Below are 26,712 nucleotides of genomic sequence, written 5' to 3' on the forward strand. Positions count from 1 at the left end.
GGCGCAGCAAAGCGCGCAGGCTACGCACTCCCGATTCCCGCCCCCCAGGAAACCCCCCATGAATTCCAGAGCCGCCTTGCTGGCGCTTGCCGTTGGCGCCTTCGCCATTGGAACCACCGAATTTGCCCCGATGGGCCTGTTGCCGGTCATCGCCGACGGCGTGGGCGTTGGCATCCCCACCGCCGGCATGCTGATCACCGCCTACGCCGTGGGCGTGATGCTGGGCGCGCCGGTGATGACCCTGCTGATGGGCCGTTTCGGCAAGCGCACCGCGCTGATGCTGCTGATGTCCATCTTCGTGGTCGGCAACCTGCTGTCCGCGCTGGCGCCGAACTACGGGCTGCTGCTGCTGTCGCGCCTGGTCACCAGCCTCAACCACGGCGCCTTCTTCGGCATCGGTGCGGTGGTCGCCGCCAGCCTGGTGCCGAAGGAAAAGCAGGCTGCGGCGGTGGCCACCATGTTCATGGGCCTGACCATCGCCAACATCGGCGGCGTGCCGCTGGCGACCTGGGTCGGCCAGCAGCTGGGCTGGCGCCTGTCCTTTGCCGGTACTGCGGCGCTGGGCCTGATCGCAATCACCGCGCTGGGCTTCGCGCTGCCGGCATCTGCACCGGGGCTGCGCCCGGACGTGCGCCGCGAACTGAAGGCGATCCTGCAGCCGCCGGTGCTGCTGGCGATGGCCACCACCGTGCTCGGCGCCGGTGCGATGTTCACCCTCTATACCTACGTCGCACCGGTGCTGACCGAATTGACCGGCGCCTCCAATACCTTCATCGCGATCTCGCTGGCGCTGATCGGCATCGGCTTCACCCTCGGCAACGGCATCGGTGGGCGCATGGCCGACTGGTCGCTGGATGGCGCCACACGGATCCTGCTGGCCGTCCTGGCGGTGCTGATGTTCGTGCTGCCGCTGGCCTTCATGAGCCACGCCACCGCCGCCCTCGGTGTGCTGCTGTTCGGCGCGGCGACCTTCGCCCTCGTACCGCCGCTGCAGATCCGGGTGATGCAGGCGGCCAGCGAGGCGCCGGGCCTGGCGTCGTCGATCAACGTCGGTGCGTTCAACCTGGGCAATGCGGTGGGTGCGGCGCTGGGCGGTGCGGTGATCAGCTCGGGCCTGGGCTATGCCGCGATTCCGGTGGCCGGTGGCCTGCTGGCGGCATCGGGTCTGCTGCTGGCGTGGCTGGGGCGTCCCCGCACCGCGGTGGCTGAGGCCTGCTGAGGGGTGTTGGATTCCGGCAGGGCTTGCAGCCCTGCACCCGCCGAATCAACGTCAACGTCAACGGCAAAAGCCTGCATTCCGTGGGTTGGCGGGGTGGGTCCGGTTGAGGGGGACGCTGCAAGTACGTCCATGTAAGCTCGGTCGCCGCATCCATGCGGCTCACGCCCCCTCAACCGGACCCACCCCGCCTTCGACAGATTCCCGCGATCTGTCGTAACGGCGTTCCGCTCTGGTAGGTGTCGACCTTGGTCGACACGAATGCCTGAAGAACCGGCTTTTGCTTTTGATTTTTTCTTTTGATCCTCCCGCGGTGTGCAGGAAATTGTCCGTGGCCGGGAGGGTGGGTTGGCTGGGGGCGTGAGCCGCATGGATGCGGCGACCGAGCTTACATGGACGTACTTGCAGCGCCCCCCAGCCAACCCACCCTCCCGGCCGACCCCGATAACGCTTCCTTGCCACCCACCGCGGAGGGGGCGGTGCCCGATGGCCGGTCTTTCACCCGAACCGTGGCATGCTCGGCGCCAAGCCCACCCGGAACCTCCGCCATGCGCCTGTTCACCCGTGTCCTGCCCCTGATGCTGCTGGCCTCCCTGCTGTCCGGCTGCGGCTACAACGCCATCCAGCAGAAGGATGAGGCGGTCAAGGCCAGCTGGTCCGAAGTGCTCAACCAGTACAAGCGCCGCGCCGATCTGGTGCCCAACCTGGTGCAGACGGTGAAGGGCTTTGCCAGCCAGGAAGAGCGCGTGCTGACCGAAGTCACCAACGCTCGTTCGCGCGTCGGCCAGATCAACGTCAACGCCGACGACGAAGCCTCGCTCAAGCAGTTCCAGCAGGCCCAGGGTGAACTCGGCAGCGCACTGTCGCGGCTGCTGGTGGTCACCGAGAACTACCCGGTGCTGAAGTCCGACCAGAACTTCCGCGACCTGCAGGCCCAGCTGGAAGGCACCGAAAACCGCATCACGGTTGCGCGCGGCCGCTACATCCAGCAGGTGCAGGACTACAACACCTACATCCGTTCGTTCCCGCAGGTGATCACCGCCAAGATCTTCGGCTACAAGACCAAGCCGAACTTCACGGTGGACAACGAAGCGCAGATTTCCAACGCGCCAGCGGTCGATTTCGGCAACGCGCAGCAGCAGCCGGCACCGCAGCCGGGTCACTGACCGATGCGCCTGGCCACTGCGCTGCTGGCCCTGCTGCTGTGGCTGCCGTTGGCAGCGCAGGCACAGCCGCTGGCGCCGATTCCTGCGCTGGACTCGCCGGTGGTCGATACCACCGGCACGCTGGACGCCACGCAGAAGCAGGCGCTGGTGCAGCAGGCGATCGAGCTGCAGCAGCGCAAAGGCAGCCAGCTGCAGGTGCTGGTGGTGCCCACCACCCAGCCGGAAGACATCGCGCAGTACACCACGCGGGTCTTCGACCAATGGCAGATCGGCCGCAAGGGCGTGGATGACGGCGTGCTGCTGGTGGTGGCAAAGGATGACCGGCGCGTGCGCATCGAGCCGGGCTACGGCCTTGAAGGCGCCATTCCCGATGCCATCGCCAACCGGGTCATCCAGGAATACCTGGTCCCGCGCTTCCGCAGCGGCGACTATGCCGGCGGCATCACCGATGCCACGGCGGTGCTGGTCAAGCTGATCGACGGCGAACCGCTGCCGGCACCGGTCAGCGGCCATCGCGGGCGCGAGCCCGGTGGTGGTGGCGATACCTGGTTCCTGGCGCTGTTCATCGGCGTGTTCGCCGGCAGCATCCTGCGCGGGGTCTTCTCGCGCGTGCCGCGTCCGCTGCGCGGCCTGCTCGGCGGCGCGGGTGCGGCGCTGGCAGCATTCCTGTTCACCTCCACGCTGCTGGCCAGTGGCCTGGCCGGCGTGGTCGGCCTGATCGTGGCGATGCTGTCCGGCCACCCGGGTCGCTTTGCCGGCGGTGGCGGTTGGGGCGGTGGCAGCTGGGGTGGCGGAGGCGGTTTCGGCGGGGGCGGTGGATTCGGTGGTGGTGGTGGCTGGGGCGGTGGCGGCGGCCGTTCCGGTGGCGGTGGCGCTTCGGGAGGCTGGTGATGATCCAACGTCTGTTCCGCCATGTATTCTCGCCCTCGGTGCGGCGTGCCTTCCCGCCGGCCACATTGCAGGCGATCACCGAGGCCATCGCGGCCGGTGAGCAGCGCCACGGCGGGCAGGTGATGTTCGCGGTGGAAGCGGACCTGCCGCTGGGGGCGCTGTGGCACAGGGTGACCCCGCGCCAGGCCGCCGAGCATGCCTTTGCGCGCCTGCGAACCTGGGATACCGCCCACAACAACGGCGTACTGATCTACCTGCTGCTGGCCGATCACGCGATCGAGATCGTTGCCGACCGTGGCCTGCACGGCCGGGTCAGCCCGGCGCAGTGGCAGCGGGTCTGCACCCACCTGCGCGAGGGCCTGCGCGGGGCCCATCCGGTCGAGGCATTGCAGGATGCCATCGACGAGGTCTCCAGCCTGATCGAAGGGCACTTTCCGGCCGCCACGCGGTCCGAGCATGACGCGTTGCCTGACGCGCCGCAGATCCTGGACTGAACCCTGATCTGCGGCGTGGTCCTCCGCCCGTGCCGGCCCCGGCCCCGGGCGGGGCAGGGACGCTAAAATACCCGTACTCCCGCCAGGCGTTTTCCATGATCTATTTCCACGACATCGACCCCATCGCCCTTTCGCTGGGGCCGATCAAGGTGCACTGGTACGGCATCATGTACCTGCTCGGCTTCACCGCAGCGTGGCTGCTGGGCCGCACGCGCATTGCCGCGGGGCGCCTGCCGGGCGTCGATGCCAACGGCTTCTCCGACCTGCTGTTCTACGCCATGCTCGGCGTGGTGCTGGGCGGGCGCATCGGCTACATGCTGTTCTACGCGCTGGGCGATTTCCTGCACAACCCGCTGCTGCTGTTCAAGGTGTGGGACGGCGGCATGAGCTTCCACGGTGGCCTGCTGGGCGTGCTGGGCGCCTGCTGGTGGTGGTCGCGCAAGCACAAGCTGCATTTCTTCGACACCATGGATTTCATGGCGCCGCTGGTGCCACTGGGCCTGGGCTTCGGGCGCATCGGCAACTTCATCGGCGCCGAGCTGTGGGGCAAGTACACCGACGGGACCTGGGGCGTGGTGTTCCCGTCCGGCCTGCCGGCCCCGCTGAACCAGCTCGACCACGCGACGCTGCAGGCGCAGTTCGCCACCGGCGCATTGAACCCGTACGCCCGCCATCCGTCGCAGCTGTATGAAGCGTTCCTGGAAGGCCTGGTGATGTTCGTGGTGCTGTGGGCGGTGTCGGCCAAGCCGCGCCACCGCTACCTGGTGGGTGGCCTGTTCGCGTTGATGTACGGCCTGTTCCGCTTCGCGGTGGAGTTCGTGCGCATGCCGGACAACGGCGTCTACGTGGCCTTCGACTGGCTGACCCGTGGCCAGATCCTCAGCCTGCCGCTGATCGCCTTCGGCCTGGTGCTGCTGGTGATGTCGCGCCGCGCGCCGGTGCTGCAGCCGCAGTTGCCGGTGGCTGCCGAGGGCAAGGCATGAAGCCCTACCTGGACCTGCTGGCGCACGTGCTCGAGCACGGCGCCGAGAAGAGTGATCGCACCGGTACCGGCACCCGCAGCGTGTTCGGCTGGCAGATGCGCTTCGACCTCAACGAAGGCTTCCCGCTGGTCACCACCAAGAAACTGCACCTGCGCTCGATCATCCACGAGCTGCTGTGGTTCCTGAAGGGCGACACCAACATCGGCTACCTGAAGGACAACCAGGTGCGCATCTGGGACGAGTGGGCCGACGAGAACGGCGACCTCGGCCCGGTCTACGGCAAGCAGTGGCGCAGCTGGGCCACCGCCGACGGCCGCCAGATCGACCAGATGCAGTGGCTTGTGGACGAGATCAAGCGCAACCCCGATTCGCGCCGGCTGGTGGTCAGTGCCTGGAATGTGGGCGAGCTTTCGCAGATGGCGCTGATGCCGTGCCACAACCTGTTCCAGTTCTACGTGGTGGACGGCAAGCTCAGCTGCCAGCTCTACCAGCGCAGCGGCGACATCTTCCTTGGCGTGCCGTTCAACATCGCCAGCTACGCGCTGCTGACCCACATGGTGGCGCAGGCCACCGGCCTGGGCGTGGGCGACTTCGTGCATACGCTGGGTGACGCGCACCTGTATTCGAACCACTTCGAGCAGGCCCGCGAGCAGCTGTCGCGCGCGCCGCGCGCGCTGCCGAAGCTGTGGTTGAACCCGGAGGTGACCGACCTGTTCGGCTTCCAGTTCGACGACATCCGCATCGACGGCTACGACCCGCACCCGGCGATCAAGGCGCCGGTGGCGGTATGAGCGCCCTGAAGCTGTCGATGATCGTGGCGCTGGACCGCAACCGTGGCATCGGCCAGGGCAATGCCATGCCCTGGTACCTGCCGGATGACTTCAAGCACTTCAAGGCGCTCACCCTGGGCAAGCCGATCCTGATGGGGCGCAAGACGGCCGAGTCGATCGGCCGCGTGCTGCCGGGGCGGACCAACCTGGTGCTGACCCGCAGCGGCCAGGTGCCGTTCGAGGGCATGCGTGCGGTGGCGTCGCTGGACGAGGCGAAGGCGATTGCCGAAGGCGAGGGCGCCCGCGAGCTGTGCATCATCGGCGGCGGCGAGATCTTCCACCAGTTGCTGGACCAGGCCAGTGACCTGTACCTGACCTGGGTCGATGCCGAAGTCCCCGCCGATACCCATTTCCCCGAAGTGGACGTGCAGGACTGGCAGGAAGTGAGCAGCGAGCCGCACCCGGCCGACGAACGGCACGCCTACGCGTTCCGCTTCGTGCACTACGTGCGCCGCTGATCGCAACGCACCTGTAGAGCCGAGCCATGCTCGGCTGCTTTCCGCGGACACATCCCGGAGCCGAGCATGGCTCGGCTCTACAGGATTGCCTACGGCATCCGGTAATGCCCGATGATCGCGTGCTGGAACAGCAGGTTCTCTTCGCGCGTGCCGCGCGCGATGTTGTGCAGCACCAGCGGTGTGCCATTGGCCAGGCGCCGGTCAGAAACGATGCCCACGTGCAGCAGGCCGTTGCCATTGAGCTTCCAGGCAACGATGTCGCCGGCCGCGTAGTCGGCGGCGAGGGCCGTGACCGGTTGCTGCCAGCCCTGGCGCTCGAACCAGCGCATCAGGTTCGGTACACGACGATGATCGATGTTGCGGTCCGGCCGTGACAGGCCCCAGATCGCCGGATAGGCACTGAAACTGCCGCGCATGTCCTCATGCACGCGTACCTGCAGGTCCAGGCCCAGATCGCGCAGGGCGCGCACCACCACGTCCGTGCACACGCCGCGATCCAGTGGCACGTCGCCGCCGGGATAGGCCAGTACCTGGTAAGCAGGATCGTAACGGATGGTGACGCCGACCTGCGCGCGGGCTGCGGCCACCAGTGGCGGCGAAGGGGCCTGCGGCTGCGTCGGCGCATGTGCGGCACCATCCGCAGCCGTGGGAGCAGGCGGCGAGCCGGGCTGGCAGCCGCTGGCCAGGGCCAGCGTCAGCAGCACCGTCCCTGGTGCCCAGCCGCGCCGCGTCACGCCTGCGGCGGGGGACTGTTGTGGGTGCCGCCACCCGCGCCGCCCCCTCCGCCACCACGACGGCGACGGCGGCGTGGGCCACGGTTGCCCGGGGTGGCAGCGGCGTTGCCGCCCTGTTCCTTGCCCTGCGTCGCAGCGCCGGGGCGCTCGTGCGCCGGTCGCGCCGGCGGGCGGGCGTTGGGCACGGGTGCCGGTACGTCGCGGCCCGGAACCTGCACCACGCGCAGCTCGTCGGTATCAAGCTGGAGCGCGGTCAACTTGCCGCCCCAGACCGCGCCAGTGTCGATGGCGTGCACGCCCTGGGTGATGGTCAGGCCCAGCGCCGACCAGTGGCCGCAGACGACCTTGAGGTCGCGCTCGACCCGGCCGGGCACTTCGAACCAGGGATACAGCCCCTGTTCCTGCGTGCCCGGCGTGCCCTTGTCCTCGATGCCGATGCGCCCCCGCGGGGTGCAGTAGCGCATGCGGGTGAGCACGTTGATGATCGCGCGCGAGCGGTCGTAACCGGACAGGTTCGGGGCCCAGCTCGGCTTGTCGCCGTACATGTTGCGGAACAGCTTGCGGTAGCCGGCGCCATGCAGTTGCACCTCGACCTCGGCGGCATGCTTCTCGGCCATCTGCGTGGTCCACTTCGGCGCCAGGCCGGCGTGCACCATCATCCAGCCCAGCTCGCGGTCCACGTGCACCAGCTTCTGCAGGCGCAGCCAGTCCAGCAGTTCGTCGCGGTCCTCGGCCTGCACGATGCGCAGCAGGTCCGGGTTGACCTTGCGCTGTTCCTCTTCGGTACGCGAACCGACGGCCAGCAGCGAAAGATCATGGTTGCCCAGCACCACCACGCTGTGCTCGCGCAGCGAGTGCACCAGCCGCAGCGTTTCCAGCGACTGCCCGCCGCGGTTGACCAGGTCGCCGCAGAACCACAGGGTGTCCTGCGCCGGGTCGAAGCGGATCTTCTCCAGCAATCGCTGGGTGACGTCATAGCAGCCCTGCAGGTCGCCGATCGCCCACACACTCATCGTTCGGCCTCCGTGTCAGTGCAGGGTACGCGGCACGGCCAGCACGAAGGGTGCGACCGGCGCGGCAAATTCGGTGCCATCGTCGGCGACCATGTCGTAGTGCCCCTGCATGGTCCCGTGATCGGTCCCCAGCATGACACCGGACGTGTAACGGAAGTCTTCACCGGGGCGCAGCCGCGGCTGCTCGCCGATCACCCCGTCGCCATCGACATGCTCGACACGACCATTGGCATCGGTGATGCGCCAGTGGCGCGCGACCAGGCGTGCCGCGACCCGCCCCTGGTTGTGGATGCGGATCGTGTAGGCGAACGCAAAGCGACCGTCTTCCGGCGCGGATTGATCGTCGAGGAAGCGCGGCGCGACTTCGACGGAGATGGCATAAACGTCAGCGTCTTCCATACCGGCAGTGTAATCAGGAGGCATTGGCCAAAGCGATGAATTCGGCCACGTCCAGCTGTTCGGCGCGGGCATCGGGACGCACGCCGGCGGCGATGAACTGCTCGGCGGACACCACGTTGTTCAGGGCATTGCGCAGGGTCTTGCGGCGCTGCCCGAAGGCGGCCTTGACCACCTCGGCGAAGCGCTTGTGGTCGTTGATGTTGATCGCGGCCGGGTCACGCGGCACCAGACGCACCACGGCCGAATCGACCTTCGGCGGCGGCCGGAACGCGCCCGGCGGCACCACGAACAGCGAGGTCACCTGGCAGTAGGCCTGCAGCATCACGCTGAGGCGGCCATACACCTTGCTGCCGGGGCCGGCCGCCATGCGGTCGACCACTTCCTTCTGCAGCATGAAGTGCATGTCGCGGATGACCGCGGCATGCTCCAGCGCATGGAACAGGATCGGCGAGGAGATGTTGTAGGGCAGGTTGCCGACCAGGCGGATCGGCTGGCCGGCAGCCAGTTCGGTGAAGTCCACGCGCAGCACGTCGCGATGAACGATGGTCAGCTCGCCCAGCGGCTCGGCGGCGGCGGTCAGCGGCGCGATCAGGTCGCGGTCGAACTCGATCACCGTCAGCGTGGGGTGCACGCGCAGCAGCGGCAGGGTGATCGCGCCCTGGCCAGGGCCGATCTCGACCAGGCGGTCGCCGTCTTTCGGGTTGACCGCCATCACGATCTTGTCGATGTAGTGGCGGTCGGCCAGGAAATGCTGGCCAAGCTGCTTCTTGGCCGGTGCGGTGAACACCGGGCCGGAGGGGGAATGCGGGGAATTCATGCGCCCAGTGTACGTTGCCGCGCAAGCTGCGCACACAGCGTCGTTGCCGCCTGCAGGCTGGAGGGATCGGCGATGCCGCGGCCGGCCAGCTCCAGCGCGGTGCCATGGTCCACCGCCACGCGCGGATAGGGCAGGCCCAGGGTCAGGTTCACCGCCTGTTCGAAGCCGGAATACTTCAGTACCGGCAGGCCCTGGTCGTGGTACATCGCCAGCACGGTGTCGAAGCCGGCCAGCTTGGCGGGCAGGAAGGCGGTATCGGCCGGCAGCGGCCCGACCAGGTCCATGCCCTCCGCGCGCAGGCGCTGCAGCAGCGGGATGACCAGATCCAGTTCTTCGCGGCCCAGGTGGCCGTCTTCGCCGGCGTGCGGGTTCAGGCCGAGCACGGCGATGCGCGGCGCAGGCAGACCGAACTCACGGCGCAGTGCGGCGTGCACCGTGCGCAGCGTGTGCTCCAGGCCGGGCGCGGTGATCGCATCGGCCACCTCGCGCAGCGGCAGGTGGGTGGTGGCCAGGGCCACGCGCACGATGTGGTTGGCCAGCATCATCACCACCTTTACCCCGGCCTGGTCGGCCAGCAGTTCAGTGGTGCCGCTGTAGGCGATGCCGCCTTCATTGATGACCGCCTTGTGCACCGGGCCGGTCACAACACCGTGCAGTTCGCCGGACAGGCAGGCCTGGCCGGCGCCGAGCAGCGCGCCGATGACCGCGCCGGCATTGGCCGGATCGGCCTGGCCGAAGCGGCTGGGCGCAGCGTTGCGGACAGCGCGCAGGCGCAGATCGCCGGGGGCGCGTGCTTCGGCGTCCTCGGGCAGCAGCTGCAGGGGCAGGTTCAGCGCGGCCGCGGCCGCGTGCAGGGTGTCCGGATCGGCGAAGGCCAGCAGCCGGCAATCTTCACGCGGCTGCTGGACGAGGCGGACACATAGCTCCGGGCCGATCCCGGCGGGCTCGCCCGGTACCAGAGCGAGCTCGGGGCGCATCGTTCAGGACTGCGGCGGGGTGGCGGTGTTTTCCGCGCGGTCGCCGCTGCGGAAGCTGACGTAGGCTTCGCCACGCAGTTCCTGCAGGAAGCGGTTGTACTCGTCTTCCAGCTTGCGGCGGCCGATGGTCTCGCGGACCTGGGCACGCTGGTTGTCGGTGGTCACGTCGGTCTGGCGGGTCGCCACGCGCTGCACGATGTGCCAACCGGCATCGGTACGGAACGGCTGGCTGACGCCACCGTCCTGGAGGCCTTCCACCTGCTGGCCGAAGGCCGGACCGAACGCGTCGGCCGGGAACCAGCCCAGGTCACCGCCCTGGCCCTTGCTGTTGTTGTCCTCGGAGGATTCCTTGGCAACGGTCTGGAACTCGGCACCACCGGCGATGCGGGCACGCAGGGTGTCGATCTTGGCCTTGGCGGCGGCGTCGGTCTGGTGGTCGTCCACGCGCACCAGGATGTGGCGGCCGTGGAATTCGGTGACCGTATGCTCACCGGCGGCGGCGGAGCTGGCGTCACGCACTTCTACCAGCTTCAGCAGCTGGAAGCCGCTCGGGCCACGGATCGGGCCGACCACTTCGCCGGGCTTCATCTTTTCCATCATCTGGGCAAAGGCCTGCGGGATTTCATCCAGGCTGCGCCAGCCCAGGTCACCGCCTTCCAGTGCATTCGGGCTGTCCGAATAGCGCACGGCTGCAGCGTTGAAGTCCAGCTCGCCCTTGTCCAGCAGGGTCTTCACACCATCGGCCTTCTTCTGGCCGGTGGCGATCTGGTCGGCGTTGGCACCGTCGGGCAGGGCGATCAGGATGTGCGCCAGGTGGTACTGGTTGCCCACCGTGGCCTGCTGCTTCAGCGCGGCGTCGACTTCACCCTCGCTGACGCTGATGCGGCTCTGCGCGAAGCTCTGGCGCAGGCGCTGCACGGTGATCTCGTCACGCACCGAGGCGCGGAAATCGTTGAAGTCGATGCCGTCATGGGCCAGGCGCTGGCGCAGGGCGTCCAGGTTCGAACCGTTCTGCTGGGCGATGGAGTTCATCGCCTGGTTCAGCTCCTGGTCGCTGACCCGGATGCCGCTGCCCTGGGCGCGGGCCACCTGCAGCTTGACCAGCACCAGGCGCTCGAGCACCTGGCGGCTGAGCACGTCTTCCGGCGGCAGCTGGTTTTCGCGGCCGGCGTACTGCGCCTTGATGTTGGCGATCGCACGCTGGAGCTCGCTCTGCAGGATCACGTCCTCATCGACGACGGCGGCGATGCGGTCAAGCGGCTGCGCCTCCTGGGCAAGCACCTGCAGGGGGGCGGACACGCTGGACACCGCCAGCAGCGAGGCGAGAAGAACGGGGAAGCGCTTGGTCATGGGATCAGGTTCGGATCGTAGTCATCCCGGGTCGCCCCGGTGTTGCTCGGCGGCACGAGATAGAGGTCGTCGCGGTTGTAGCCGAGGATAGCACGGCGCAGGGTACGGTCCGTGTCCTGGCCCAGGGAGCTCAGGCCCTTGAGCACGAACTCCAGCTGGATGGCGTTGTTCATCTCGCCTTCGCGGTTGCGGACGTAGCGGCGCGCGACCGCACGCACGGCCAGGCAGCAGCTGTCCCACTGGACGCCGGCGATGATCTCCAGCGGTTCCTTGTCCTGCAGCGAGTAGTAGTAGCGGCCGACCAGGCTCCAGCGCGCATTCAGCGGGTACAGGAACGACAGGTCGGCCTGTTCCAGCAGCGTGCGGTCATGCTTGTTGGCGGTGGCCGGGGCGCCGGAGTTGATGCGGTAACGGTAGCTGAGGTTGATCACGCCATCGTTGGGCATCAGGTAGCGGGCGCGGACGCTGGCCAGATCCTCGCGCTTGTACTTGGGGTCCCACTGGTAGGTGGCACCCAGGGTCCAGCGGTCGTTGATCATGTAGTTGCCGTCAGCGATCCACGCCGACTTGCCCTTCTCCACCGGCGCGCCACCCGGGGTGACGGTCACCCGCGATTCGTCGAAGTACTGGATCTGGCCGATGGAGGCCGAGAAGCGTTCCTTGCCGGTGGTCTGGTCGATGAAGCGGGTGCTCAGCGCCATGGTCAGCTGGTTGGCGTCGTTCTGGCGATCGGCGCCGGTATAGCGAGAATCGCGGAACAGCTGGCCCCAGCTGAAGGTGAAGTCGCGGGTGTCGAAGATCGGCAGCTCGTCCTGATCGCGGTAGGGCGTGCGCAGGTAGAACAGGCGCGGTTCCAGGGTCTGCAGGAAGGACTTGCCACCGATGCGGGTCTCGCGATCGAAGAACAGGCCGGCGTCGATGCTGCCGATCGGCAGGCTGCGGCTGGGCGAGGTGTTGCCGCGCAGCTGTTCCGGTGTGGCGGTGTTCGGGTCGATGCCCTGCGAACGCAGGATCTGGCCGCGGATGCCGTTCACGCCATCAACCAGGCCACGGTCCAGCTGGTAACCGGTATAGCGGTAGGCCAGGGTCGGCGTGACATACCAGGCCGCGCCGCTGATCGGGAACGACACGTAGGGTTTGACATCAAGCCGCGAGCCGCCGCTGACACCGATGCCGTCGGTCTGACGGCTGCCGTTGCGGGTGTACTGCAGGTCGGGTCCCGCATCAGCGCCGTACTTGAAGTTGATGTCGTCGTGGGTGAAACGCACGGCTTCGGCGTAGATGCCGGTTTCCAGCCACGGCAGGACCGGCTTGTCCCAGTTGAAATACAGGCGCGGCTGGCGGTTGTAGGCCAGCGCACCCTCGTTGAGGGTGTAGTCGGTCAGCTGCCAGCGGTCGGCCATGATGCCGGCCGTCCAGTTCCTGCCAGTGCCGTACAGGCCGATGGTGCTCTGCAGGTTCGACGCGGTGACCCCCACCAGGCGGTTGGCGAAGTCTTCCACATAGCGTTCGTCGCTGACCCAGGCCAGGTTGGCGCGGGCCTGCCAGTGGTCGTCGAGGTTGTGGTAGCCGCCGAACATCACCCGGCCGCGGTCGCGGTCGCGCAGTTTGTCGTTGGGCATGAACGCGGTCAGCAGTTCGCCGCGGCCGCCGTTGTAGAGGTAGCGGAATTCGTTGTCGAGCATCAGGCCGCGCCGGCTCATGTAGCGCGGGGTCAACGTGTCGTCGTAGTTCGGCGCCAGGTTGAAGTAGATCGGCTGTGCGTAATCGAAACCGTTGCGGCCGGACATGCCCAGCTGCGGGAACAGCAGGCCGGTCTTGCGGCGGTCGTCGATCGGGAACTTGAAGTACGGCGCCCACAGCACCGGCACCTTGCCGATGCGAAGCACGGCGTTGCGGGCGGTACCGAAGCCTTCGTCGTTGTCCACTTCGATCTGCGGCGCCGACAGCTTCCACACCGGCTGCGACGGGTCGCAGGTGGTGTAGGTGGAGCGGTGCATCTGGCCGACCGCGCCCTGCAGGTCGACCGATTCGGCATCGCCGTTGCCGCGGCGCGACACCAGCTGGTACTTGATGTCGGTGATCTTGTGGGTGTCGCTTTCCTGGTTGCCCTCGGCGCGCTTGGCGACCATGCGGATCGAGGAGTCCTGGTAGCGGACATTGCCGTCGGCGATGTAGTTGCCGGTCTCGGTATCGAAGCTGAGCTTGTCGGTGCCGACGAACTGGTCGCCACGGCGCAGGGCCACGTTGCCTTCGTACTGCGGCACGGTGGTGGTGCCCAGCAGCTGGTCACCCTCGATGTCGGTCGGCTGCTGCTCGCGCGCGGCGCTGGCGGCGGCCTTGTCCTGCCCCGGGACCGGGACAGGGGCATCGGTGAACGCGGGAATCACGTCGGTAGCCGGGCACAGGCCCCAGTTGAGCGGCTTTTCATCGGCCATTGCCGGCAGGCAGATGGCGATGCTCAGAGGCAGGGGAAGCAGGCGGAGGGCTCGGCGCACGCGGTTCGGATTCGGGCGAAAACGGACGGTAGCTTGCCCCATCCCTTGCATAGGGGCAATGAAGGGCGTCGGATCCTGCCGGTTCGGGTTCATCCGGAGACGCTGCCCGGTGGGGGGGGCAGCAGGGCCCGGACATGGGCCACGCTGCACTCGGCAAGGGCCTGCAGGTCATAGCCGCCTTCCAGCATCGAGACCACCCGGCCGGCCGCATGGCGGCGCGCCAGCGCATGCAGTTCGCGGGTGATCCAGGCGAAATCGTCGGTTTCCAGCATCAGGTCGGCCTGCGGATCGCGCAGGTGGGCATCGAAGCCGGCCGAAATCAGCAGCAGCTGCGGCCGGAAGTCGTCGATGGCCGGCAGCATCTCGTCGGCCCACACATTGCGGAAGCGGAAACCGCCGCTGCCGGGGGGCAGCAGGATGTTCATCAGGTTGCCGGCACCGCGGTCGCGGCGCAGGCCGGAGTTGGGGAACAGCCCGGCCTGGTGGGTGCTGTAGTACGAGACCCGGGCGTCGTGCTGGAAGATGTCCTGGGTGCCGTTGCCATGGTGGACATCGAAATCGACCACCGCGATCCGCTCCAGGCCATGACGGTCACGGGCGTAGGCGGCGGCGATGGCGATGTTGTTGAGCAGGCAGAAGCCCATCGCAGTGCTGCTGGTGGCGTGGTGGCCCGGTGGCCGCACCGCGCAGAACGCCAGCGGGTCCTCGCCCAGCATCACCGCATCTACCGCCGCCACGCCGGCGCCGGCGGCATGCACGGCGGCACTGGCCGAGCCGGGCGAGGTCCAGGTGTCCATGTCCAGCTGTCGCAGCGGCGCGGTCTGCGGCTGCAGCACGAAGTCGAGCAGGGCGCTGTCGTGGACCCGGGTCAGTTCGCCGAACTTGGCCGGCGGCGCCTCGCGCCAGTCCAGCTGGCCGGGGAAGGCGGCGTGCAGGGCATCGAGCACATGCTGCAGGCGTTGCGGGCACTCCGGATGGCCAGGGCCGGGGTCATGCAGCAGGCAGGACGGATGGGTGAAGACCAGCATCGTGCCGACTCAGCGCTGGCGCTGCTGTGGCTGCCACAGCGCTTCGCCATGGCCATCGGCACGGGCCAGCACCCGGGCCAGCACGAACAACAGGTCCGACAGCCGGTTGAGGTACTGCAGCGCCTCGCTGCGCACGGCGTCGTGGCGGGCCAGGGTGACCGTCTCGCGCTCGGCCCGGCGGACGATGGTGCGCGCCAGGTGGCAGCGTGCGGCGGCCTCGCCACCGGCTGGCAGGATGAATTCCTTCAACATCGGCAGGCTGGCGTTGTAGTGATCCAGCTGCTGTTCCAGTGCCGACACATCGGCGGCGTGGATCGCGGCGTGGCCGGGGATGCACAGTTCGGCGCCCAGGTCGAACAGCTGGTGCTGCAGATGCACCACCAGCGCGCGCACGTCTTCGGGCAGCGCCGTGGCCAGCAGCAGGCCGAGTGCGGCATTGGCTTCGTCGACAGTGCCGTAGGACGCCACGCGGGCATCATCCTTGGCCACGCGCTGGCCGTCGCCAAGGCCGGTACTGCCGTCGTCGCCGGTGCGGGTATAGATGCGCGAGAGGCGATGACCCATGGCGCGGCTCAGTGCCGGATGTCGCGGCGGGCCTGCTGGAGCTTCAGCACCTGCTCCACGGCCAGCTGCAGGGCGGCGGCCAGCGCCACGTAGATCGCGGTGGTGCGCAGGTACGGCCCGAACCACTGCGCGTAGTTCTGCGCCCAGCCGGCCAGCGTCGGTTCGGCCACATTGCGGCTGGTCCAGTAGAAGCCGCCCTGCGCGAGCAGGTGACAGACCGCCACCGAGGCCACCAGCAGCAGCGCGCCCTTGGCCAGTACCGGCCAGCGTGCCCCCTGGTAGTTGCGGCCCAGCAGCATGCCGCCGGCCCACAGCGAGAAATACGCCGGCAGCAGCAGCCAGTAACCCGGCGACACGCAGTAGTGCTGCCAGAAATCCAGGCCGCTGCTGCGTATCACGATCCAGTCCACCAGCACCGCGAACACCATCAGCAGCGGGAACGCCCAGCGGCTCCAGCCAGCCAGGTAGAAGCCGCCGATGAAGAACACCGCCCAGGAGGCATCCGGGATCGCCGCGAAGTGGTTGACCCGGGTCGCCGCCAGCAACAGCACGAGTACGGACAGGACGAAGGCACGGTTGGCGGTGGCGGACATGGCAGCGGGCCCGGAGCGGATTCAGGTTTCATTCTAGCCCGCCGCGCCGGTTGGCGCAGGTCGGGGGCTGTTGGGTGTTCGGGCGGGGCGAGCGCGTATCATGAACACCATGAGTGAACGACATGACGTGCTGATCGTCGGTGGCGGCCTGGTCGGTGCCAGCCTGGCCATTGCCCTGGACCGGTTGGGCCGCGACGTGGGCCTGCTCGAAGCCAGCCCGGCCGGCGAGCTGCCGGCGGTGTTCGACCAGCGCAACCTCAGTTTCGCCGCGGCGACCGTCAACGCGCTGACCGCGTTGGGGGTCATGCAGAAGCTGGCGATGGCGCCGGGCCCGATCCGCCGCATCCATGTCAGCCGCGCCGGCGATTTCGGCCGCGTGCAGCTGGAGGCTTCCGACTACGACCGGCCGTGGTTCGGCCAGGTGGTTGTCGCGCGTGACTTCGGCCAGGCGCTGGAAGCGCGCCTGCAGGAGCTGCCGCAGCTGCGGCGCTACCGGCCGATGCGGTTCCTGGGCCTGGGCGAGGTGGTCGACGGCTACCGCCAGGTGCGGGTGGCCGACGAGACCGGCGAGCGCGTACTGCTGGCACGGCTGGTGGTCGGTGCCGATGGCACGACCAGCGGTGTGCGTGGCGCGCTGGGCATCGAGGTCGACCGGCATGATTTCCAGCAGACCCTGTTCGTGGCCCGCGTGCGCAGCCAGCGCGCGCCGGATGGCACGGCCTGGGAGCGCTTCACCGATACCGGCCCGACCGCCCTGCTGCCGCGCGGCGACCGCCACTTCGGCACCGTGCATGGCGTGGCGCGGGACCAGGCCGATGCGGTGATGGCGCTGGACGATGCGGCCTGGCTGCAGCGCCTGCAGGATGCGATCGGCTGGCGTGCCGGTCGGCTGCTCGAATCCGGCCCGCGCAGCGCTTACCCGCTCATCCAGGTGCTGGCGCGCGCATTGGCCGGTGAACGCACGGTGCTGCTGGGCAATGCCGCGCAGACCATCCATCCGCTGGGTGCGCAGGGCTTCAACCTGGGCCTGCGCGATGCGCTGACCCTGGCCGAACTGCTGGAGGATGCGCACGAGGATGCCGGCAGCGATGTGCTGCTGCAGGCCTATGTTGCGCGCCGCCAGGAAGACCGACGGCAGACGGTGGCGTTCTCGGGTGGCTTGGCACGGCTGACCAGCAATCCGGCACCGCTGATGCGGCCGCTGCGCAGCCTCGGCCTGGTGGCCGCGCAACGCGCCTCGGTGCAGTCGATGCTGGTCGGTGGCGCGATGGGCTTCCGCGGCGAAGTGCCGCGCCTGTGCCGCGGAGAAGCCGCATGAGCCGGCGCATGCGCCTTGATGTGGCCATCGTCGGTGGTGGCGTGGTCGGTGCCGCGTGCGCGCTGGCGTTGGCCGATGCCGGCCTGTCGGTTGCGCTGGTGGAAGGTCGTGAGCCCGCGCCGTGGCAGGCCGCACAGCCTGACCTGCGCGTGTTCGCCTTCGCTGCTGACAACGTTCAGCTGCTGAACCGCCTCGGTGTGTGGCCGGCGATCGCGCAGGCCCGTGCCTGGCCCTACCGGCGCATGCAGGTGTGGGACGCGGCCGGTGGCGAAGATCTGCTGTTCGATGCCGATCGCTTCGGCCGTCGTGAACTGGGCTACATCGTCGAGAACGGCCTGCTGCAGGATGGCCTGTGGGCGGCGTTGCCGGCGGCGGGCGTGCAGCTGCACTGCCCGGCACGGGTGGACGCGCTGGAGCAGGACGACGACGGCGTGCGCCTGCGCCTGGATGACGGGCGTCGCCTGGAAGCGGCGTTGGCGGTGGCCGCCGACGGCGCCGAATCGACCCTGCGCCAACTGGCCGGGATCGAGGTTGAAAAGCATGACTACCACCAGCGTGGCGTGGTGGCCTACGTGGACAGCGATCTTCCCAACCAGGCCACCGCCTGGCAGCGTTTCCTGCCGGGCGGGCCGCTGGCGCTGCTGCCGGTGGCCGAGCGCCGCAGCTCGATCGTCTGGACCCTGCCCGAGGACGAGGCGGCACGTGTGCTGGCCTTGGACGAGGACGCCTTCAACCGGGAACTGACCCGCGCCTTCGCGGCACGGCTGGGTGAGCTGCGACTGGCGTCACCGCGAGCGGCCTTCCCGCTGCGTCGCCAACTGGCCCGTCACTACGTGGCCGGCCGAGTACTGGCATTGGGTGATGCCGCGCATGTGGTGCATCCGCTGGCCGGGCAGGGCGTGAACCTGGGCCTGCGCGATGTCGCCGCCCTGCAGCAGTGGCTGGCGCCGTCGGCCGAGCGCCGTGGCCAGCCGCGGCTGTCGCCGCAGCGCCTGCAGCGCTGGGCACGCGAACGGCGCAGCGACAACCAGATCGCCGCCTACAGCTTCGATGCGATCAACCGCCTGTTCTCCAACGACGAGATGCACTTGACCCTGGCCCGTGGCCGCGCGCTGGGCTGTGTCGGCAAATGGCCGCCGCTGGTACAGGCGTTCTGGAAGCGCGCCGCCGGCGTCTGAAGCAAAAAGGGGACGGAGGGGATTAAGTCGTTTGTGCACATACGACTTAATCCCCTCCGTCCCCTTTTTCAATCCACCAGCCAGCCGGCCAGGTCGGTGCGGTCCAGCTTGCCGCGGTGCCTGCGGTCCAGCGAATTGAATTCGTCGGCCAGCGCCGGATTGGCCTGTGCTTCCTCGCGGCTGATGAAACCGTCGCCGTTCACATCTAGCGCGGCGAAATGGACGCGGTACTGGCCGACCACGCTGCTCGGTTCCAGCGAACGCACGGTCACCTGTGCTTCGCCGGCCGGCTGCGGAATCTCGACGCTGCCGCTGACCCGGCCGGCATCCAGCGGCTGCTGGCGGATCGCGCCGCCGGTGGGGCCCAGCGGCTGGCTCTGCGCCGGCGTGGACGGGCCGTGCTGGGCGATGGCCGGTACCGAGGCCATCAGGATGGTCAACAGCAGCGCAGCACGCGGAAGGTTCATGACAGGCTCCTTGCCAGAGGGTACCGGGAGCGTACTCCCGGCAACCTGTGCCGCCGATGACGGATCAGCGCAGCGGCGAAGCCAGCACGGTGATCTCTTCACGGTCGTGATAGAGCTGCTTGGCGCGGACCACCAGCGGCTTGCCGGCCTGGTCCTGGAACAGGTCCAGGCACAGCCGGGTTTCGTCCCAGCGCTTCTTCATCGGCAGTTTCAGATTGAAGATCGCATGCCGGCACCAGCCCTCGCGGAACCAGGTGGCCATGCGTTCGGCCACGCGGCGCGGCTGCTCGACCATGTCGCAGACCATCCAGTCCAGCGGCTGTTCCGGGTGCCAGTGGAAGCCATCGGCGCGCAGGTGCTCGACCAGTCCGGTGTCCAGCACGTGCTGGCGCAGCGGGCCGTTGTCGATGCTCAGCACGTGCATGTGCTGGCGCGTCAGCACCCAGGTCCAGCCGCCGGGTGCGGCGCCGAGGTCGGCCGCACGCATGCCGGGCTTGGCCAGCGCCTCGCGTTCTTCCGGCGTCAGCAGGGTCAGCAGCGCCTCGTCCAGCTTCAGCGCCGAACGCGAAGGCGCCTCGGGCAGCAGCTTCAGGCGCGGGATGCCCAGCGCCCACGGTGCGCTGTCGGCCGGGTCGGCCACGCAGACGAAGGCATGGGTGCCATCGACGAACACCACATGCAGGCGCGGCAGGCGGTTGTTCGGCTTATCAGTGAGCTTGCCGGCCTTGCGCAGCGCCGGGCGCAGTGCATTGCCGAAGGCACGGGCCAGACCGGACAGTGGCTTGCCGGCGTCCGAATCGGGGTGTTCCACCCACAGGTCGCCGAAGCGCGGCGCATCGGCCAGCACTTCCAGCATCGGGGTGATCCGGTCCGCCGGGTCCAGCTGCGGCAGTTCGGCCAGCACCACCAGCTTCTGCCGCGCGAAGATCAGCTCGCGCCAGCGCAGGCGCGGCGCCAGCGCGGCGGCTTCGTCGCACATGAAAAGCACGTAGCCGTCATTGCGCTGGGTGCGCGCATAGCCGGCGAAACCGGCTTCACCGGCGCGGAACTGCAGCTCGCCGGCCAGCTCGGGCTCGAAGCCCTGCCGGCACAGGCACAGCAGGCCGATGCCGGTTTCAGTAACGGGCGCCATCGCTTTCCCCATAGGCACGCAGCACGCTGCGCGCGGCGTCGCGGTTCAGGCCTTGCACCACTTCGATGCCGCGCTTGTTGAGTTCACCCACCCAGTCGGCCGGCAGCGGGCCTTCATCGAACGGGGTCAGTTCCTCGACGTCGGCCGAGTTGGCACCGATCAGCAGGCGGTCGATGCCGGCCCACACGGTGGCGCCGTAGCACTGGCAGCACGGCTGCGAGCTGGTGGCCAGGGTGACCGGCGACAGCACCGCGTTCAGGCGCGGGGTCTGCAGGCGCTGCTGGGCCAGCATGTAGGCCATGTTCTCGGCGTGCGCCAGCGAGGTCGCGTGCGGCATCACCCGGTTCACGCCGGCGGCGATGACCTTGTCGTCCGGTCCGAACACCACCGCACCGAACGGACCGCCACTGGCGTGCTCGACGTTCAGCCGCGACAGCTCGATCGCCAGCGCGACCTTGGCCTCATCGCCCGGATATCGACGATCCAGGTCGATCTGGTCGTGGATCCAGGCGGGAAGGGTCAGGTGGACTTGCGCGTACAGCATCGCGGGGGTGCCTCGTGTGGGATGGGAAAAAGTGCGGTTGCTTGGGGAAACCGGCGCGCAGTGTAGCCGCACCGGCCTGTACCGCGCGTGGGCCGGGCTCAGCCCGGCGAGCCGGTGCGGATCACCACGTACTGCTTGCGGAATTCCAGCCCGGCCTGCGGCCAACTGGCAGCATAGGCGCGCAGCAGGGGCAGGGCGGCGGCGAAGTCGTGGCCGTTGACCCGGCAATCGGCCTCGCACAGGCCGTCGGCATCGCGCGAGGCGAACAGGCGGATGGCGAGGAAATGGCGGGCTTTCAGCAGCTCGTCGAAGGCCTCCATGCTGCGGGTGAACAGGCAGCAGGGGCAGGAGCCATGATCGTCTTCGCTGCAGGTGGAGGCATCCACTTCCTGTGCACGGTAGTGCGCCAACGGCCCCAGCACCACGGTGCGCTGATGTTCCTCACCCTCGTCGCCGACCGGATAGGTCAGGCCCATCATCGGCAGGCCCTGTGCGTCTTGGGCGCCGATCGCGGTCTGCAGGGTCACCAGGTCCACCCGGGCCCAGGCCTGGAAGCCGGACAACAGCGATGCCTGCTCATCGGCACCATTTGCGTGCTGGTACTCGAACAGGCCATCGGCGAACAACTGCGGATGCTGGCTTTCAATGACGGTGGAGGTCTGCCAGCCGCCGTTGTCGCGCGCTTGCGCGGCCATTGCATGCGGGGTCAGGCGCAGGCCGCTGTCCAGCAGCAGCGCGTTGCCGTCGACGCGGCTGGCGGTGCCGGTGTCCTGCAGGGCCTGCTGCAGCAGCGGGAGGAGGGCGGTGGCGCTCGTGGTCATGTCAGGCCTGTGGATGGATGGGGCGGAACATCCAGGCAGGGCCTGGGGCTAGCGGTCGAGTGCGTCGAGCTCGGCGCGATATCGCTGCGCGTCAGGCTGCTGCTGCGGGTCGTTGCCGTGGTCGCGCAGCCAGCTTTCCAGTTCGCGGCGATAGTCGGCGCGGAACTCGGCATTGCCCGGGCTGAAGTGCAGCTTGCGCGCCGCCACTTCCACCCGCTCGCGCGCGCTGGCCCGGGCCTGGGCGATGCCGTGCGGTGACTCGTTGGTGAGGATGACGATGTTGCGCGGGAAGCCCGGCGTGTACTTCACCACGAACGGCTGGTCGCGCGCCGGGATGCGGATGGCGTTTTCCAGCGGCCACAGCGAAGCGGTATTGGTGTGGAACACCACGTCCACGTCGCGCCCCTCGGCCGTGCGCAGCACCGCTTCGTAGCGCCAGATGTACTGTTCGTTGAGCGTGGAGCTGGTTCGCTCGGCCTTGACGATCACCGCTTCACCACGCTCGCCCACCACGTTGAGGAAGGCGGCGTTGAGGAAGTGGCCGAGGAACATGTTGAGCATCGCCAGCGGGAACACCACGATGGCGTAGCCCGGAAAGCGCCGCCACCACGAGACCAGCCCGGCCAGCACCATTGCTGCAAAGAACGTCAGCAGCGGATGCTGCGAGATGAACCAGAGCAGGACGGAAAGGGCGGTGATCATCGTCGCGGTCCTGCGGGCGCCATCCAGGCGCCCGCGCAGGTCCTCAGGCCGACCAGGTATCGCGCAGGGTCACGCTGCGGTTGAATACCGGCGTGGCTGCGGTATGGTCGCGGCGGTCGGCCACGAAGTAGCCGGTACGCTCGAACTGGAACGACTGCTCCGGCGCGGCGCTGGCCGCGGCCGGCTCGACATAGCCGGTGACAGTGCGGCGCGATTCCGGGTTGAGGTAATCGCGGTAGGTCTTGCCTTCCGATTCGTCGTCCGGGTTCGGCACCGAGAACAGGCGGTCGTACAGGCGGATCTCGGCCGGCACGCCGTGCACGGCGCTGACCCAGTGGATGGTGCCCTTGACCTTGCGGTTGGCGCCTTCCATGCCCGGACGCGATTCCGGATCCAGCCAGCCACGCAGCTCGGTGATGGTGCCGTCGGCATCCTTGATCACTTCGTCGCAGCGGATGATGCCGGCGCCACGCAGGCGCACTTCGCCCCCCGGGACCAGGCGCTTCCAGCCCTTCGGCGGCACTTCGGCGAAGTCCTCGCGGTCGATCCACACTTCGCGTGCGAACGGTACTTCGCGGCTGCCGAAGCTCTCGTCCTTCGGGTGGTTGCTGAAGGTCAGCTGCTCTTCGTGGCCTTCCGGCAGGTTGGTCAGCACCAGCTTGACCGGGTCGACCACTGCCATGCGGCGCGGTGCGGCACTGTCCAGGTCCTCGCGCAGCGCGCCTTCCAGCACGCTGAAGTCGATCAGCGAATTCTGCTTGCTGATGCCCACGCGCTCGGCGAACAGGCGCATCGCGGCCGGGGTGTAACCACGGCGACGCAGGCCCTGCAGGGTCGGCATGCGCGGGTCTTCCCAGCCGTCCACCAGCTGTTCGGTGACCAGCGCCATCAGCTTGCGCTTGCTCATCACCGTGTAGTTGATGTTCAGGCGCGAGAACTCGATCTGGCGCGGCTTGGCCGCTTCGCGCGGCAGGCCGGCATCGACCAGCGGCTGGGTCAGCGCGTCGTCATGGGCGAAGTCGACGTTGTCCACGCACCAGTCGTACAGCGGGCGGTGGTCTTCGAATTCCAGCGTGCACAGCGAGTGGGTGATGCCTTCGATCGAATCACCCAGCGCGTGGGCGAAGTCGTACATCGGGTAGATCGGCCACGCATTGCCGGTGTTCTGGTGCTCGACGTGCTTGATGCGGTACAGCGCAGGATCGCGCAGGTTGATGTTGCCGCTGGCCATGTCGATCTTCGCGCGCAGGGTGCGCGCGCCATCCGGGAATTCACCGGCGCGCATGCGGCGGAACAGGTCGAGGTTTTCCTCGACGCTGCGGTCGCGCCATGGCGACGGGCGGCCCGGCTCGGTCAGGGTGCCGCGGTAGGCGCGCACTTCCTCGGCCGACAGGTCGCAGACGTAGGCCTTGCCCTGTTCGATCAGCTTCTCGGCGGCCAGGTAATAGGCCTGAAAATAGTCCGAGGCGTGGCGCAGCTCGTTCCACTCGAAGCCCAGCCAGCGCACGTCGTCCTGGATCGCGGCCACGTATTCCGGATCTTCCTTGGCCGGGTTGGTGTCGTCGAAGCGCAGGTTGCAGACGCCGCTGAACTCGCCGGCGATGCCGAAGTTCAGGCAGATCGACTTGGCGTGGCCGATGTGCAGGTAGCCGTTCGGCTCCGGCGGGAAGCGGGTCTTGATCGCCTGGTGCTTTCCGCTGGCCAGGTCCTCGCGCACGATCTGGCGGATGAAATCGCGCTTTTCGTGGCTGTCGGCGGGGGTCTCGGGGCTGGCGGGGGTGTGCTCGGACATGAGTCGGCGAAAAGAAAGGCAGAAAGACCAACAGTCTAGCGCGTACGGGGCAGGGCTGCCCGGTGGGGTGTGGGGATGCCGGCCAGCGGCCGGCACTCCCCTTGCCTGCAATGCCGGCCCCACCCTCTGGTAGTGCCGGCCGCTGGCCGGCAACCTCGGATCCCACCCTCGGCACCATTCAGCCCCCGGGCGTATGCTGGAGCCCTGCCCCGAGGAGCCGCCGCATGCACATCGTGTACAAGGCCGACAACCTGTTCGACGCCCATCTGGTCAAGCACGCGCTGGAGAACGCCGGCATCCCCGCCTTCGTGTTCGGCGAGCAGCTGCTGGGGGGCATGGGCGAGCTGCCGTTGTTCGGTGTGTTGCGGGTCGGCATCCCCGACGCGGCGCGGCCGCAGGCGGAGGCCATCATCGCGGCGCTGGACTTGGGCCAGGCCGCCGCCGACCCCATTTCCGATGCAGACGATATGGCCGGACTGCCGGCGTAGGAGCGCATCATGTTGGGAATTGGCCAGGGCATCCTCGGCATCGGGGCCTTCAAGCAGCGCCTGCCGCGCCCGGAAGAGGCATTGCCGGGGCGCGAGCAGCCATTGCCGCTGCACAGCAACCAGCACTTCGTGAACAGCCATCCGCTGAAGGACCGCTTCGCCGGCCTGCAGCAGATCCGCTTCGCGCTGGGCTGTTTCTGGGGCGCCGAGCGCAAGTTCTGGACCGAGCCGGGCGTGTACAGCACCTCGGTCGGCTATGCCGGTGGCATCACCCCGAACCCGACCTATGAAGAAGTGTGCTCGGGCCTGACCGGGCACACCGAAGTGGTGCAGGTGGTGTTCGACCCGGCGGTGGTGAGCCTGGAACGGCTGCTGCAGCTGTTCTGGGAAAGCCACGACCCGACCCAGGGCATGCGCCAGGGCAACGACACCGGCACCCAGTACCGTTCGGCGATCCACGCCACCGACGAGGCACAGTACGCTGCCGCGCTGGCCAGCCGCGAGGCCTACCAGGCCCAGCTGGATGCGGCCGGCTACGGCCCGATCACCACCGAGATCGTGTACCCGGCACCGGCGTACTACTACGCCGAGGACTATCACCAGCAGTACCTGGCGAAGAATCCGAACGGCTACTGCGGCATCGGCGGCACCGGCGTGAGCTGCCCGATCGGGTTGGATGTGGAGGCGCCGCGCTGACGCGCGGTGGTCCGCCTGCGGCGGGCAGAAGCCAAAGCCAAAGCCAAAGCGGCTCTGGGTTGCTGACGGTTTGGCGGGACGGGGGCGGCTGGCAGGACACGCCGTAAACCCATCCCTGGGGGCTCGATGGCGCCATCCATGGCGCCAACGGTCCTGCCAGCCGCCCCCGTCCCACCTTCGACAGTTTCCGGGTGACGGTGGGCAAGAGCATTGGTTGGTGACGAACTGATGGAAAAGAAAAAGGACGCGGCCTTCGCCGCGTCCTTTTTGTTTGGTTCTGCATTGCCCTTGTAGAGCCGAGCCATGCTCCGCTCCAAGCAAGCGAAGCGCGCGACCCGCGTTTGCTCTTCTTTCTTCCGTGGCGGGTGGCCACCGGAAACTGTCAGAGGGCGGGCGGGTTGGGTTCGCGGGAGTGTCCGCCGCATGGATGCGGCGGCCAAGCCTCCAGGGATGGATTCGCGGCGTCTCCCGCGAACCCAACCCGCCCGACCCAGCGCGGCTTTTTGCTCTTCGCGACCGACCGACCTGCCACGAGGGGCTCAGCCGTTGGCCGGAATCCTCACAGTGCCGCGCGGATCCGCTCGCGCAGTGCTTCCAGATCCTTGGCAAACGCATCGATACCGGTCGCCAGCTTCTCGGTGGCCATCGGATCGGCCGCCAGGTCTGCTGCGAACGTCGCCGCGTCGATCGGGGTCACCGCCGCGCCATCGGCGGCGCCGGCCACCAGCTTGCGCGGCAGCGCGCCGTGGTCGGCGTCCAGCTTCTCCAGCAGGTCCGGCGAAATGGTCAGGCGGTCGCAGCCGGCCAGCGCTTCGATCTGTGCGGTCGAACGGAACGAGGCGCCCATCACCACCGTCTTCGAACCGCGGCGCTTGAATTCGGCATAGACGCCGCGCACGAACTTCACGCCCGGGTCTTCGTCGATGCTGGCCGGGGTCTGGCCGTTGGCCACGTACCAGTCCAGGATGCGGCCGACGAACGGGGAGATCAGGAACGCGCCGGCCTCGCTGCAGGCCAGCGCCTGGGTCGGGTTGAAGATCAGGGTCAGGTTGCAGTCGATGCCTTCGGCCTGCAGGATGCGCGCGGCTTCCACGCCTTCCCAGGTCGCGGCGATCTTGATCAGGATCTTCTCGCGCGGCACGCCGGCATCGGCGTACATCTGGATGAACTGGCGGGCCTTGGCCACGGTGGCGGCGGTGTCGTGGGCCTGGTCGGCGTCCACTTCGGTGGACACGCGGCCCGGCACCAGCGTGCTCAGCAGCGCGCCGACGCCGATGGTCAGGCGGTCGGCCACGGCGTGCACCACGGCTTCGCGGTCGCCGGCCTGCTGGCGGCCCCAGGCCAGTTCGCGTTCGATCAGTTCGGCGTAGACCGGCAGGTCCAGCGCCTTCTTCACCAGGGTCGGGTTGGTGGTGCAGTCCACCGGCTGCAGGCGTTTGATCGCCTCGTAGTCACCGGTATCGGCAACGACCACGGACAGTTCGCGCAGCTGGGACAGTTTGGACGGGGTACTCATTACGGCTCCTGGTGCAGGGGGATCGAATCGCGCGCGGTGCGCAGCGG

General features: G+C 68.3%; 27 protein-coding genes and 1 pseudogene. 11 read left to right on the plus strand and 17 right to left on the minus strand.

Annotated elements, in window-relative coordinates; all coding sequences use genetic code 11:
* The first annotated feature begins 58 nt into the window (after positions 1-58).
* The 7 genes from AC5P8R_RS18540 to AC5P8R_RS18570 all read left to right on the plus strand — a co-directional run bounded on the left by AC5P8R_RS18540 (position 59) and on the right by AC5P8R_RS18570 (position 6,038).
* Complete coding sequence (locus AC5P8R_RS18540) at positions 59-1,219, plus strand: MFS transporter (RefSeq protein ID WP_495223714.1); 1,161 nt, start codon at positions 59-61, stop codon at positions 1,217-1,219.
* 545 nt (positions 1,220-1,764) lie between these two features.
* Positions 1,765-2,382 carry a LemA family protein gene (locus AC5P8R_RS18545; RefSeq protein ID WP_032960128.1) on the plus strand — a complete coding sequence of 206 codons (618 nt, stop codon included), beginning with the start codon at positions 1,765-1,767 and terminating at the stop codon, positions 2,380-2,382.
* A gap of 3 nt (positions 2,383-2,385) precedes the next feature.
* Positions 2,386-3,273 (plus strand): TPM domain-containing protein, encoded by an 888-nt coding sequence (locus AC5P8R_RS18550; RefSeq protein ID WP_049420663.1) that lies wholly within the window; start codon positions 2,386-2,388, stop codon positions 3,271-3,273.
* A complete protein-coding gene (locus AC5P8R_RS18555) occupies positions 3,273-3,767 on the plus strand; it encodes a TPM domain-containing protein (RefSeq protein WP_032955917.1) in 495 nt (164 codons plus the stop codon). The genes AC5P8R_RS18550 and AC5P8R_RS18555 overlap by 1 nt, the downstream gene beginning before the upstream one ends.
* A gap of 95 nt (positions 3,768-3,862) precedes the next feature.
* Positions 3,863-4,750: a prolipoprotein diacylglyceryl transferase gene (gene lgt, locus AC5P8R_RS18560; protein WP_014645981.1), complete on the plus strand. Its 888-nt coding sequence runs from the start codon at positions 3,863-3,865 to the stop codon at positions 4,748-4,750.
* Positions 4,747-5,541, plus strand: a complete 795-nt coding sequence (locus AC5P8R_RS18565) for a thymidylate synthase (RefSeq protein ID WP_014645982.1) — start codon at positions 4,747-4,749, stop codon at positions 5,539-5,541. The genes lgt and AC5P8R_RS18565 overlap by 4 nt, the downstream gene beginning before the upstream one ends.
* Before the next feature lie 5 nt (positions 5,542-5,546).
* On the plus strand, positions 5,547-6,038 hold the full coding sequence (locus AC5P8R_RS18570; RefSeq protein WP_495223727.1) for a dihydrofolate reductase: 492 nt from the start codon (positions 5,547-5,549) through the stop codon (positions 6,036-6,038).
* An 89-nt stretch (positions 6,039-6,127) separates the two neighbouring features.
* Here AC5P8R_RS18570 and AC5P8R_RS18575 read toward each other — a convergent pair whose 3' ends face one another.
* From AC5P8R_RS18575 to AC5P8R_RS18620, 10 genes and pseudogenes are all read right to left on the minus strand, one after another.
* A complete protein-coding gene (locus AC5P8R_RS18575; protein WP_495223715.1) occupies positions 6,128-6,772 on the minus strand; it encodes a DUF1287 domain-containing protein in 645 nt (214 codons plus the stop codon).
* Positions 6,769-7,785 (minus strand): symmetrical bis(5'-nucleosyl)-tetraphosphatase, encoded by a 1,017-nt coding sequence (locus AC5P8R_RS18580; RefSeq protein WP_014645985.1) that lies wholly within the window; start codon positions 7,783-7,785, stop codon positions 6,769-6,771. The genes AC5P8R_RS18575 and AC5P8R_RS18580 overlap by 4 nt, the downstream gene beginning before the upstream one ends.
* A 15-nt stretch (positions 7,786-7,800) precedes the next feature.
* Positions 7,801-8,184: a Co2+/Mg2+ efflux facilitator ApaG/CorD gene (apaG, locus tag AC5P8R_RS18585; RefSeq protein WP_008268668.1), complete on the minus strand. Its 384-nt coding sequence runs from the start codon at positions 8,182-8,184 to the stop codon at positions 7,801-7,803.
* 13 nt (positions 8,185-8,197) lie between these two features.
* Positions 8,198-9,001 carry a 16S rRNA (adenine(1518)-N(6)/adenine(1519)-N(6))-dimethyltransferase RsmA gene (gene rsmA, locus AC5P8R_RS18590; RefSeq protein ID WP_014645986.1) on the minus strand — a complete coding sequence of 268 codons (804 nt, stop codon included), beginning with the start codon at positions 8,999-9,001 and terminating at the stop codon, positions 8,198-8,200.
* Positions 8,998-9,978, minus strand: a complete 981-nt coding sequence (pdxA, locus tag AC5P8R_RS18595) for a 4-hydroxythreonine-4-phosphate dehydrogenase PdxA (protein ID WP_046428925.1) — start codon at positions 9,976-9,978, stop codon at positions 8,998-9,000. Before pdxA ends, rsmA begins: the two co-directional genes overlap by 4 nt.
* Positions 9,979-9,996: 18 nt before the next feature.
* Positions 9,997-11,328 (minus strand): annotated as a pseudogene (locus AC5P8R_RS18600) (peptidylprolyl isomerase); the annotation flags it as partial.
* Positions 11,325-13,826, minus strand: coding sequence for an LPS-assembly protein LptD (gene lptD, locus AC5P8R_RS18605; protein WP_197602846.1), 2,502 nt, complete (start codon positions 13,824-13,826; stop codon positions 11,325-11,327). The gene lptD and the pseudogene AC5P8R_RS18600, both read right to left, overlap by 4 nt.
* Before the next feature lie 89 nt (positions 13,827-13,915).
* Positions 13,916-14,854 carry a histone deacetylase family protein gene (locus tag AC5P8R_RS18610; protein ID WP_014645990.1) on the minus strand — a complete coding sequence of 313 codons (939 nt, stop codon included), beginning with the start codon at positions 14,852-14,854 and terminating at the stop codon, positions 13,916-13,918.
* Positions 14,855-14,863: 9 nt separating this feature from the next.
* Positions 14,864-15,418 (minus strand): cob(I)yrinic acid a,c-diamide adenosyltransferase, encoded by a 555-nt coding sequence (locus tag AC5P8R_RS18615; RefSeq protein ID WP_049404150.1) that lies wholly within the window; start codon positions 15,416-15,418, stop codon positions 14,864-14,866.
* 8 nt (positions 15,419-15,426) lie between these two features.
* Positions 15,427-16,011, minus strand: a complete 585-nt coding sequence (locus tag AC5P8R_RS18620; RefSeq protein WP_495223716.1) for a hypothetical protein — start codon at positions 16,009-16,011, stop codon at positions 15,427-15,429.
* A 109-nt stretch (positions 16,012-16,120) separates the two neighbouring features.
* On the opposite strand from AC5P8R_RS18620, the gene ubiH reads away from it, so the two are divergent.
* Together ubiH and AC5P8R_RS18630 are read left to right on the plus strand one after the other, a co-directional pair.
* Positions 16,121-17,329 (plus strand): 2-octaprenyl-6-methoxyphenyl hydroxylase, encoded by a 1,209-nt coding sequence (gene ubiH, locus AC5P8R_RS18625; protein WP_014645993.1) that lies wholly within the window; start codon positions 16,121-16,123, stop codon positions 17,327-17,329.
* Positions 17,326-18,507 (plus strand): UbiH/UbiF family hydroxylase, encoded by a 1,182-nt coding sequence (locus tag AC5P8R_RS18630; protein ID WP_495223717.1) that lies wholly within the window; start codon positions 17,326-17,328, stop codon positions 18,505-18,507. Before ubiH ends, AC5P8R_RS18630 begins: the two co-directional genes overlap by 4 nt.
* Positions 18,508-18,575: 68 nt before the next feature.
* Here AC5P8R_RS18630 and AC5P8R_RS18635 read toward each other — a convergent pair whose 3' ends face one another.
* From AC5P8R_RS18635 to AC5P8R_RS18660, 6 genes are all read right to left on the minus strand, one after another.
* Positions 18,576-18,974 (minus strand): EF-hand domain-containing protein, encoded by a 399-nt coding sequence (locus AC5P8R_RS18635; protein ID WP_169412714.1) that lies wholly within the window; start codon positions 18,972-18,974, stop codon positions 18,576-18,578.
* 64 nt (positions 18,975-19,038) lie between these two features.
* Positions 19,039-20,106, minus strand: a complete 1,068-nt coding sequence (rlmM, locus tag AC5P8R_RS18640; RefSeq protein WP_046428937.1) for a 23S rRNA (cytidine(2498)-2'-O)-methyltransferase RlmM — start codon at positions 20,104-20,106, stop codon at positions 19,039-19,041.
* The gene (locus tag AC5P8R_RS18645; protein ID WP_004154307.1) at positions 20,090-20,650 is read right to left on the minus strand and encodes a nucleoside deaminase; all 561 of its coding nucleotides are present in this window, start codon (positions 20,648-20,650) and stop codon (positions 20,090-20,092) included. Before AC5P8R_RS18645 ends, rlmM begins: the two co-directional genes overlap by 17 nt.
* Positions 20,651-20,748: 98 nt before the next feature.
* Positions 20,749-21,471: a DUF6348 family protein gene (locus AC5P8R_RS18650; protein ID WP_495223718.1), complete on the minus strand. Its 723-nt coding sequence runs from the start codon at positions 21,469-21,471 to the stop codon at positions 20,749-20,751.
* A gap of 48 nt (positions 21,472-21,519) precedes the next feature.
* Positions 21,520-22,173 carry a hypothetical protein gene (locus AC5P8R_RS18655; protein ID WP_053495535.1) on the minus strand — a complete coding sequence of 218 codons (654 nt, stop codon included), beginning with the start codon at positions 22,171-22,173 and terminating at the stop codon, positions 21,520-21,522.
* Positions 22,174-22,216: 43 nt separating this feature from the next.
* Entirely contained in the window at positions 22,217-23,965 is a 1,749-nt protein-coding gene (locus AC5P8R_RS18660; RefSeq protein ID WP_014645999.1) for a glutamine--tRNA ligase/YqeY domain fusion protein, read from the minus strand.
* Positions 23,966-24,189: 224 nt separating this feature from the next.
* Here AC5P8R_RS18660 and AC5P8R_RS18665 point away from each other — a divergent pair, with 224 nt between their 5' ends.
* Both AC5P8R_RS18665 and msrA read left to right on the plus strand, forming a co-directional pair.
* Complete coding sequence (locus AC5P8R_RS18665; protein ID WP_014646000.1) at positions 24,190-24,453, plus strand: putative signal transducing protein; 264 nt, start codon at positions 24,190-24,192, stop codon at positions 24,451-24,453.
* A gap of 30 nt (positions 24,454-24,483) precedes the next feature.
* Positions 24,484-25,149: a peptide-methionine (S)-S-oxide reductase MsrA gene (gene msrA, locus AC5P8R_RS18670; RefSeq protein WP_032956996.1), complete on the plus strand. Its 666-nt coding sequence runs from the start codon at positions 24,484-24,486 to the stop codon at positions 25,147-25,149.
* Positions 25,150-25,708: 559 nt separating this feature from the next.
* On the opposite strand, the gene AC5P8R_RS18675 is transcribed toward msrA, so the two are convergent.
* A complete protein-coding gene (locus AC5P8R_RS18675) occupies positions 25,709-26,665 on the minus strand; it encodes a transaldolase (protein ID WP_100449361.1) in 957 nt (318 codons plus the stop codon).
* Positions 26,666-26,712 lie beyond the last annotated feature (47 nt).

Source organism: Stenotrophomonas sp. YJH_SMC_73, assembly GCF_059370155.1.

Coding starts and splice junctions, on each gene's coding strand:
- AC5P8R_RS18540 (WP_495223714.1), top strand. CDS start 59: ATGAATTCCAGAGCCGCCTTGCTGGCGCTTGCCGTTGGCGCCTTCGCC.
- AC5P8R_RS18545 (WP_032960128.1), top strand. CDS start 1,765: ATGCGCCTGTTCACCCGTGTCCTGCCCCTGATGCTGCTGGCCTCCCTG.
- AC5P8R_RS18550 (WP_049420663.1), top strand. CDS start 2,386: ATGCGCCTGGCCACTGCGCTGCTGGCCCTGCTGCTGTGGCTGCCGTTG.
- AC5P8R_RS18555 (WP_032955917.1), top strand. CDS start 3,273: ATGATCCAACGTCTGTTCCGCCATGTATTCTCGCCCTCGGTGCGGCGT.
- lgt (WP_014645981.1), top strand. CDS start 3,863: ATGATCTATTTCCACGACATCGACCCCATCGCCCTTTCGCTGGGGCCG.
- AC5P8R_RS18565 (WP_014645982.1), top strand. CDS start 4,747: ATGAAGCCCTACCTGGACCTGCTGGCGCACGTGCTCGAGCACGGCGCC.
- AC5P8R_RS18580 (WP_014645985.1), bottom strand. CDS start 7,785: ATGAGTGTGTGGGCGATCGGCGACCTGCAGGGCTGCTATGACGTCACC.
- apaG (WP_008268668.1), bottom strand. CDS start 8,184: ATGGAAGACGCTGACGTTTATGCCATCTCCGTCGAAGTCGCGCCGCGC.
- rsmA (WP_014645986.1), bottom strand. CDS start 9,001: ATGAATTCCCCGCATTCCCCCTCCGGCCCGGTGTTCACCGCACCGGCC.
- pdxA (WP_046428925.1), bottom strand. CDS start 9,978: ATGCGCCCCGAGCTCGCTCTGGTACCGGGCGAGCCCGCCGGGATCGGC.
- AC5P8R_RS18610 (WP_014645990.1), bottom strand. CDS start 14,854: ATGCTGGTCTTCACCCATCCGTCCTGCCTGCTGCATGACCCCGGCCCT.
- AC5P8R_RS18615 (WP_049404150.1), bottom strand. CDS start 15,418: ATGGGTCATCGCCTCTCGCGCATCTATACCCGCACCGGCGACGACGGC.
- AC5P8R_RS18620 (WP_495223716.1), bottom strand. CDS start 16,011: ATGTCCGCCACCGCCAACCGTGCCTTCGTCCTGTCCGTACTCGTGCTG.
- ubiH (WP_014645993.1), top strand. CDS start 16,121: ATGAGTGAACGACATGACGTGCTGATCGTCGGTGGCGGCCTGGTCGGT.
- AC5P8R_RS18630 (WP_495223717.1), top strand. CDS start 17,326: ATGAGCCGGCGCATGCGCCTTGATGTGGCCATCGTCGGTGGTGGCGTG.
- AC5P8R_RS18635 (WP_169412714.1), bottom strand. CDS start 18,974: ATGAACCTTCCGCGTGCTGCGCTGCTGTTGACCATCCTGATGGCCTCG.
- rlmM (WP_046428937.1), bottom strand. CDS start 20,106: ATGGCGCCCGTTACTGAAACCGGCATCGGCCTGCTGTGCCTGTGCCGG.
- AC5P8R_RS18645 (WP_004154307.1), bottom strand. CDS start 20,650: ATGCTGTACGCGCAAGTCCACCTGACCCTTCCCGCCTGGATCCACGAC.
- AC5P8R_RS18650 (WP_495223718.1), bottom strand. CDS start 21,471: ATGACCACGAGCGCCACCGCCCTCCTCCCGCTGCTGCAGCAGGCCCTG.
- AC5P8R_RS18655 (WP_053495535.1), bottom strand. CDS start 22,173: ATGATCACCGCCCTTTCCGTCCTGCTCTGGTTCATCTCGCAGCATCCG.
- AC5P8R_RS18660 (WP_014645999.1), bottom strand. CDS start 23,965: ATGTCCGAGCACACCCCCGCCAGCCCCGAGACCCCCGCCGACAGCCAC.
- AC5P8R_RS18665 (WP_014646000.1), top strand. CDS start 24,190: ATGCACATCGTGTACAAGGCCGACAACCTGTTCGACGCCCATCTGGTC.
- AC5P8R_RS18675 (WP_100449361.1), bottom strand. CDS start 26,665: ATGAGTACCCCGTCCAAACTGTCCCAGCTGCGCGAACTGTCCGTGGTC.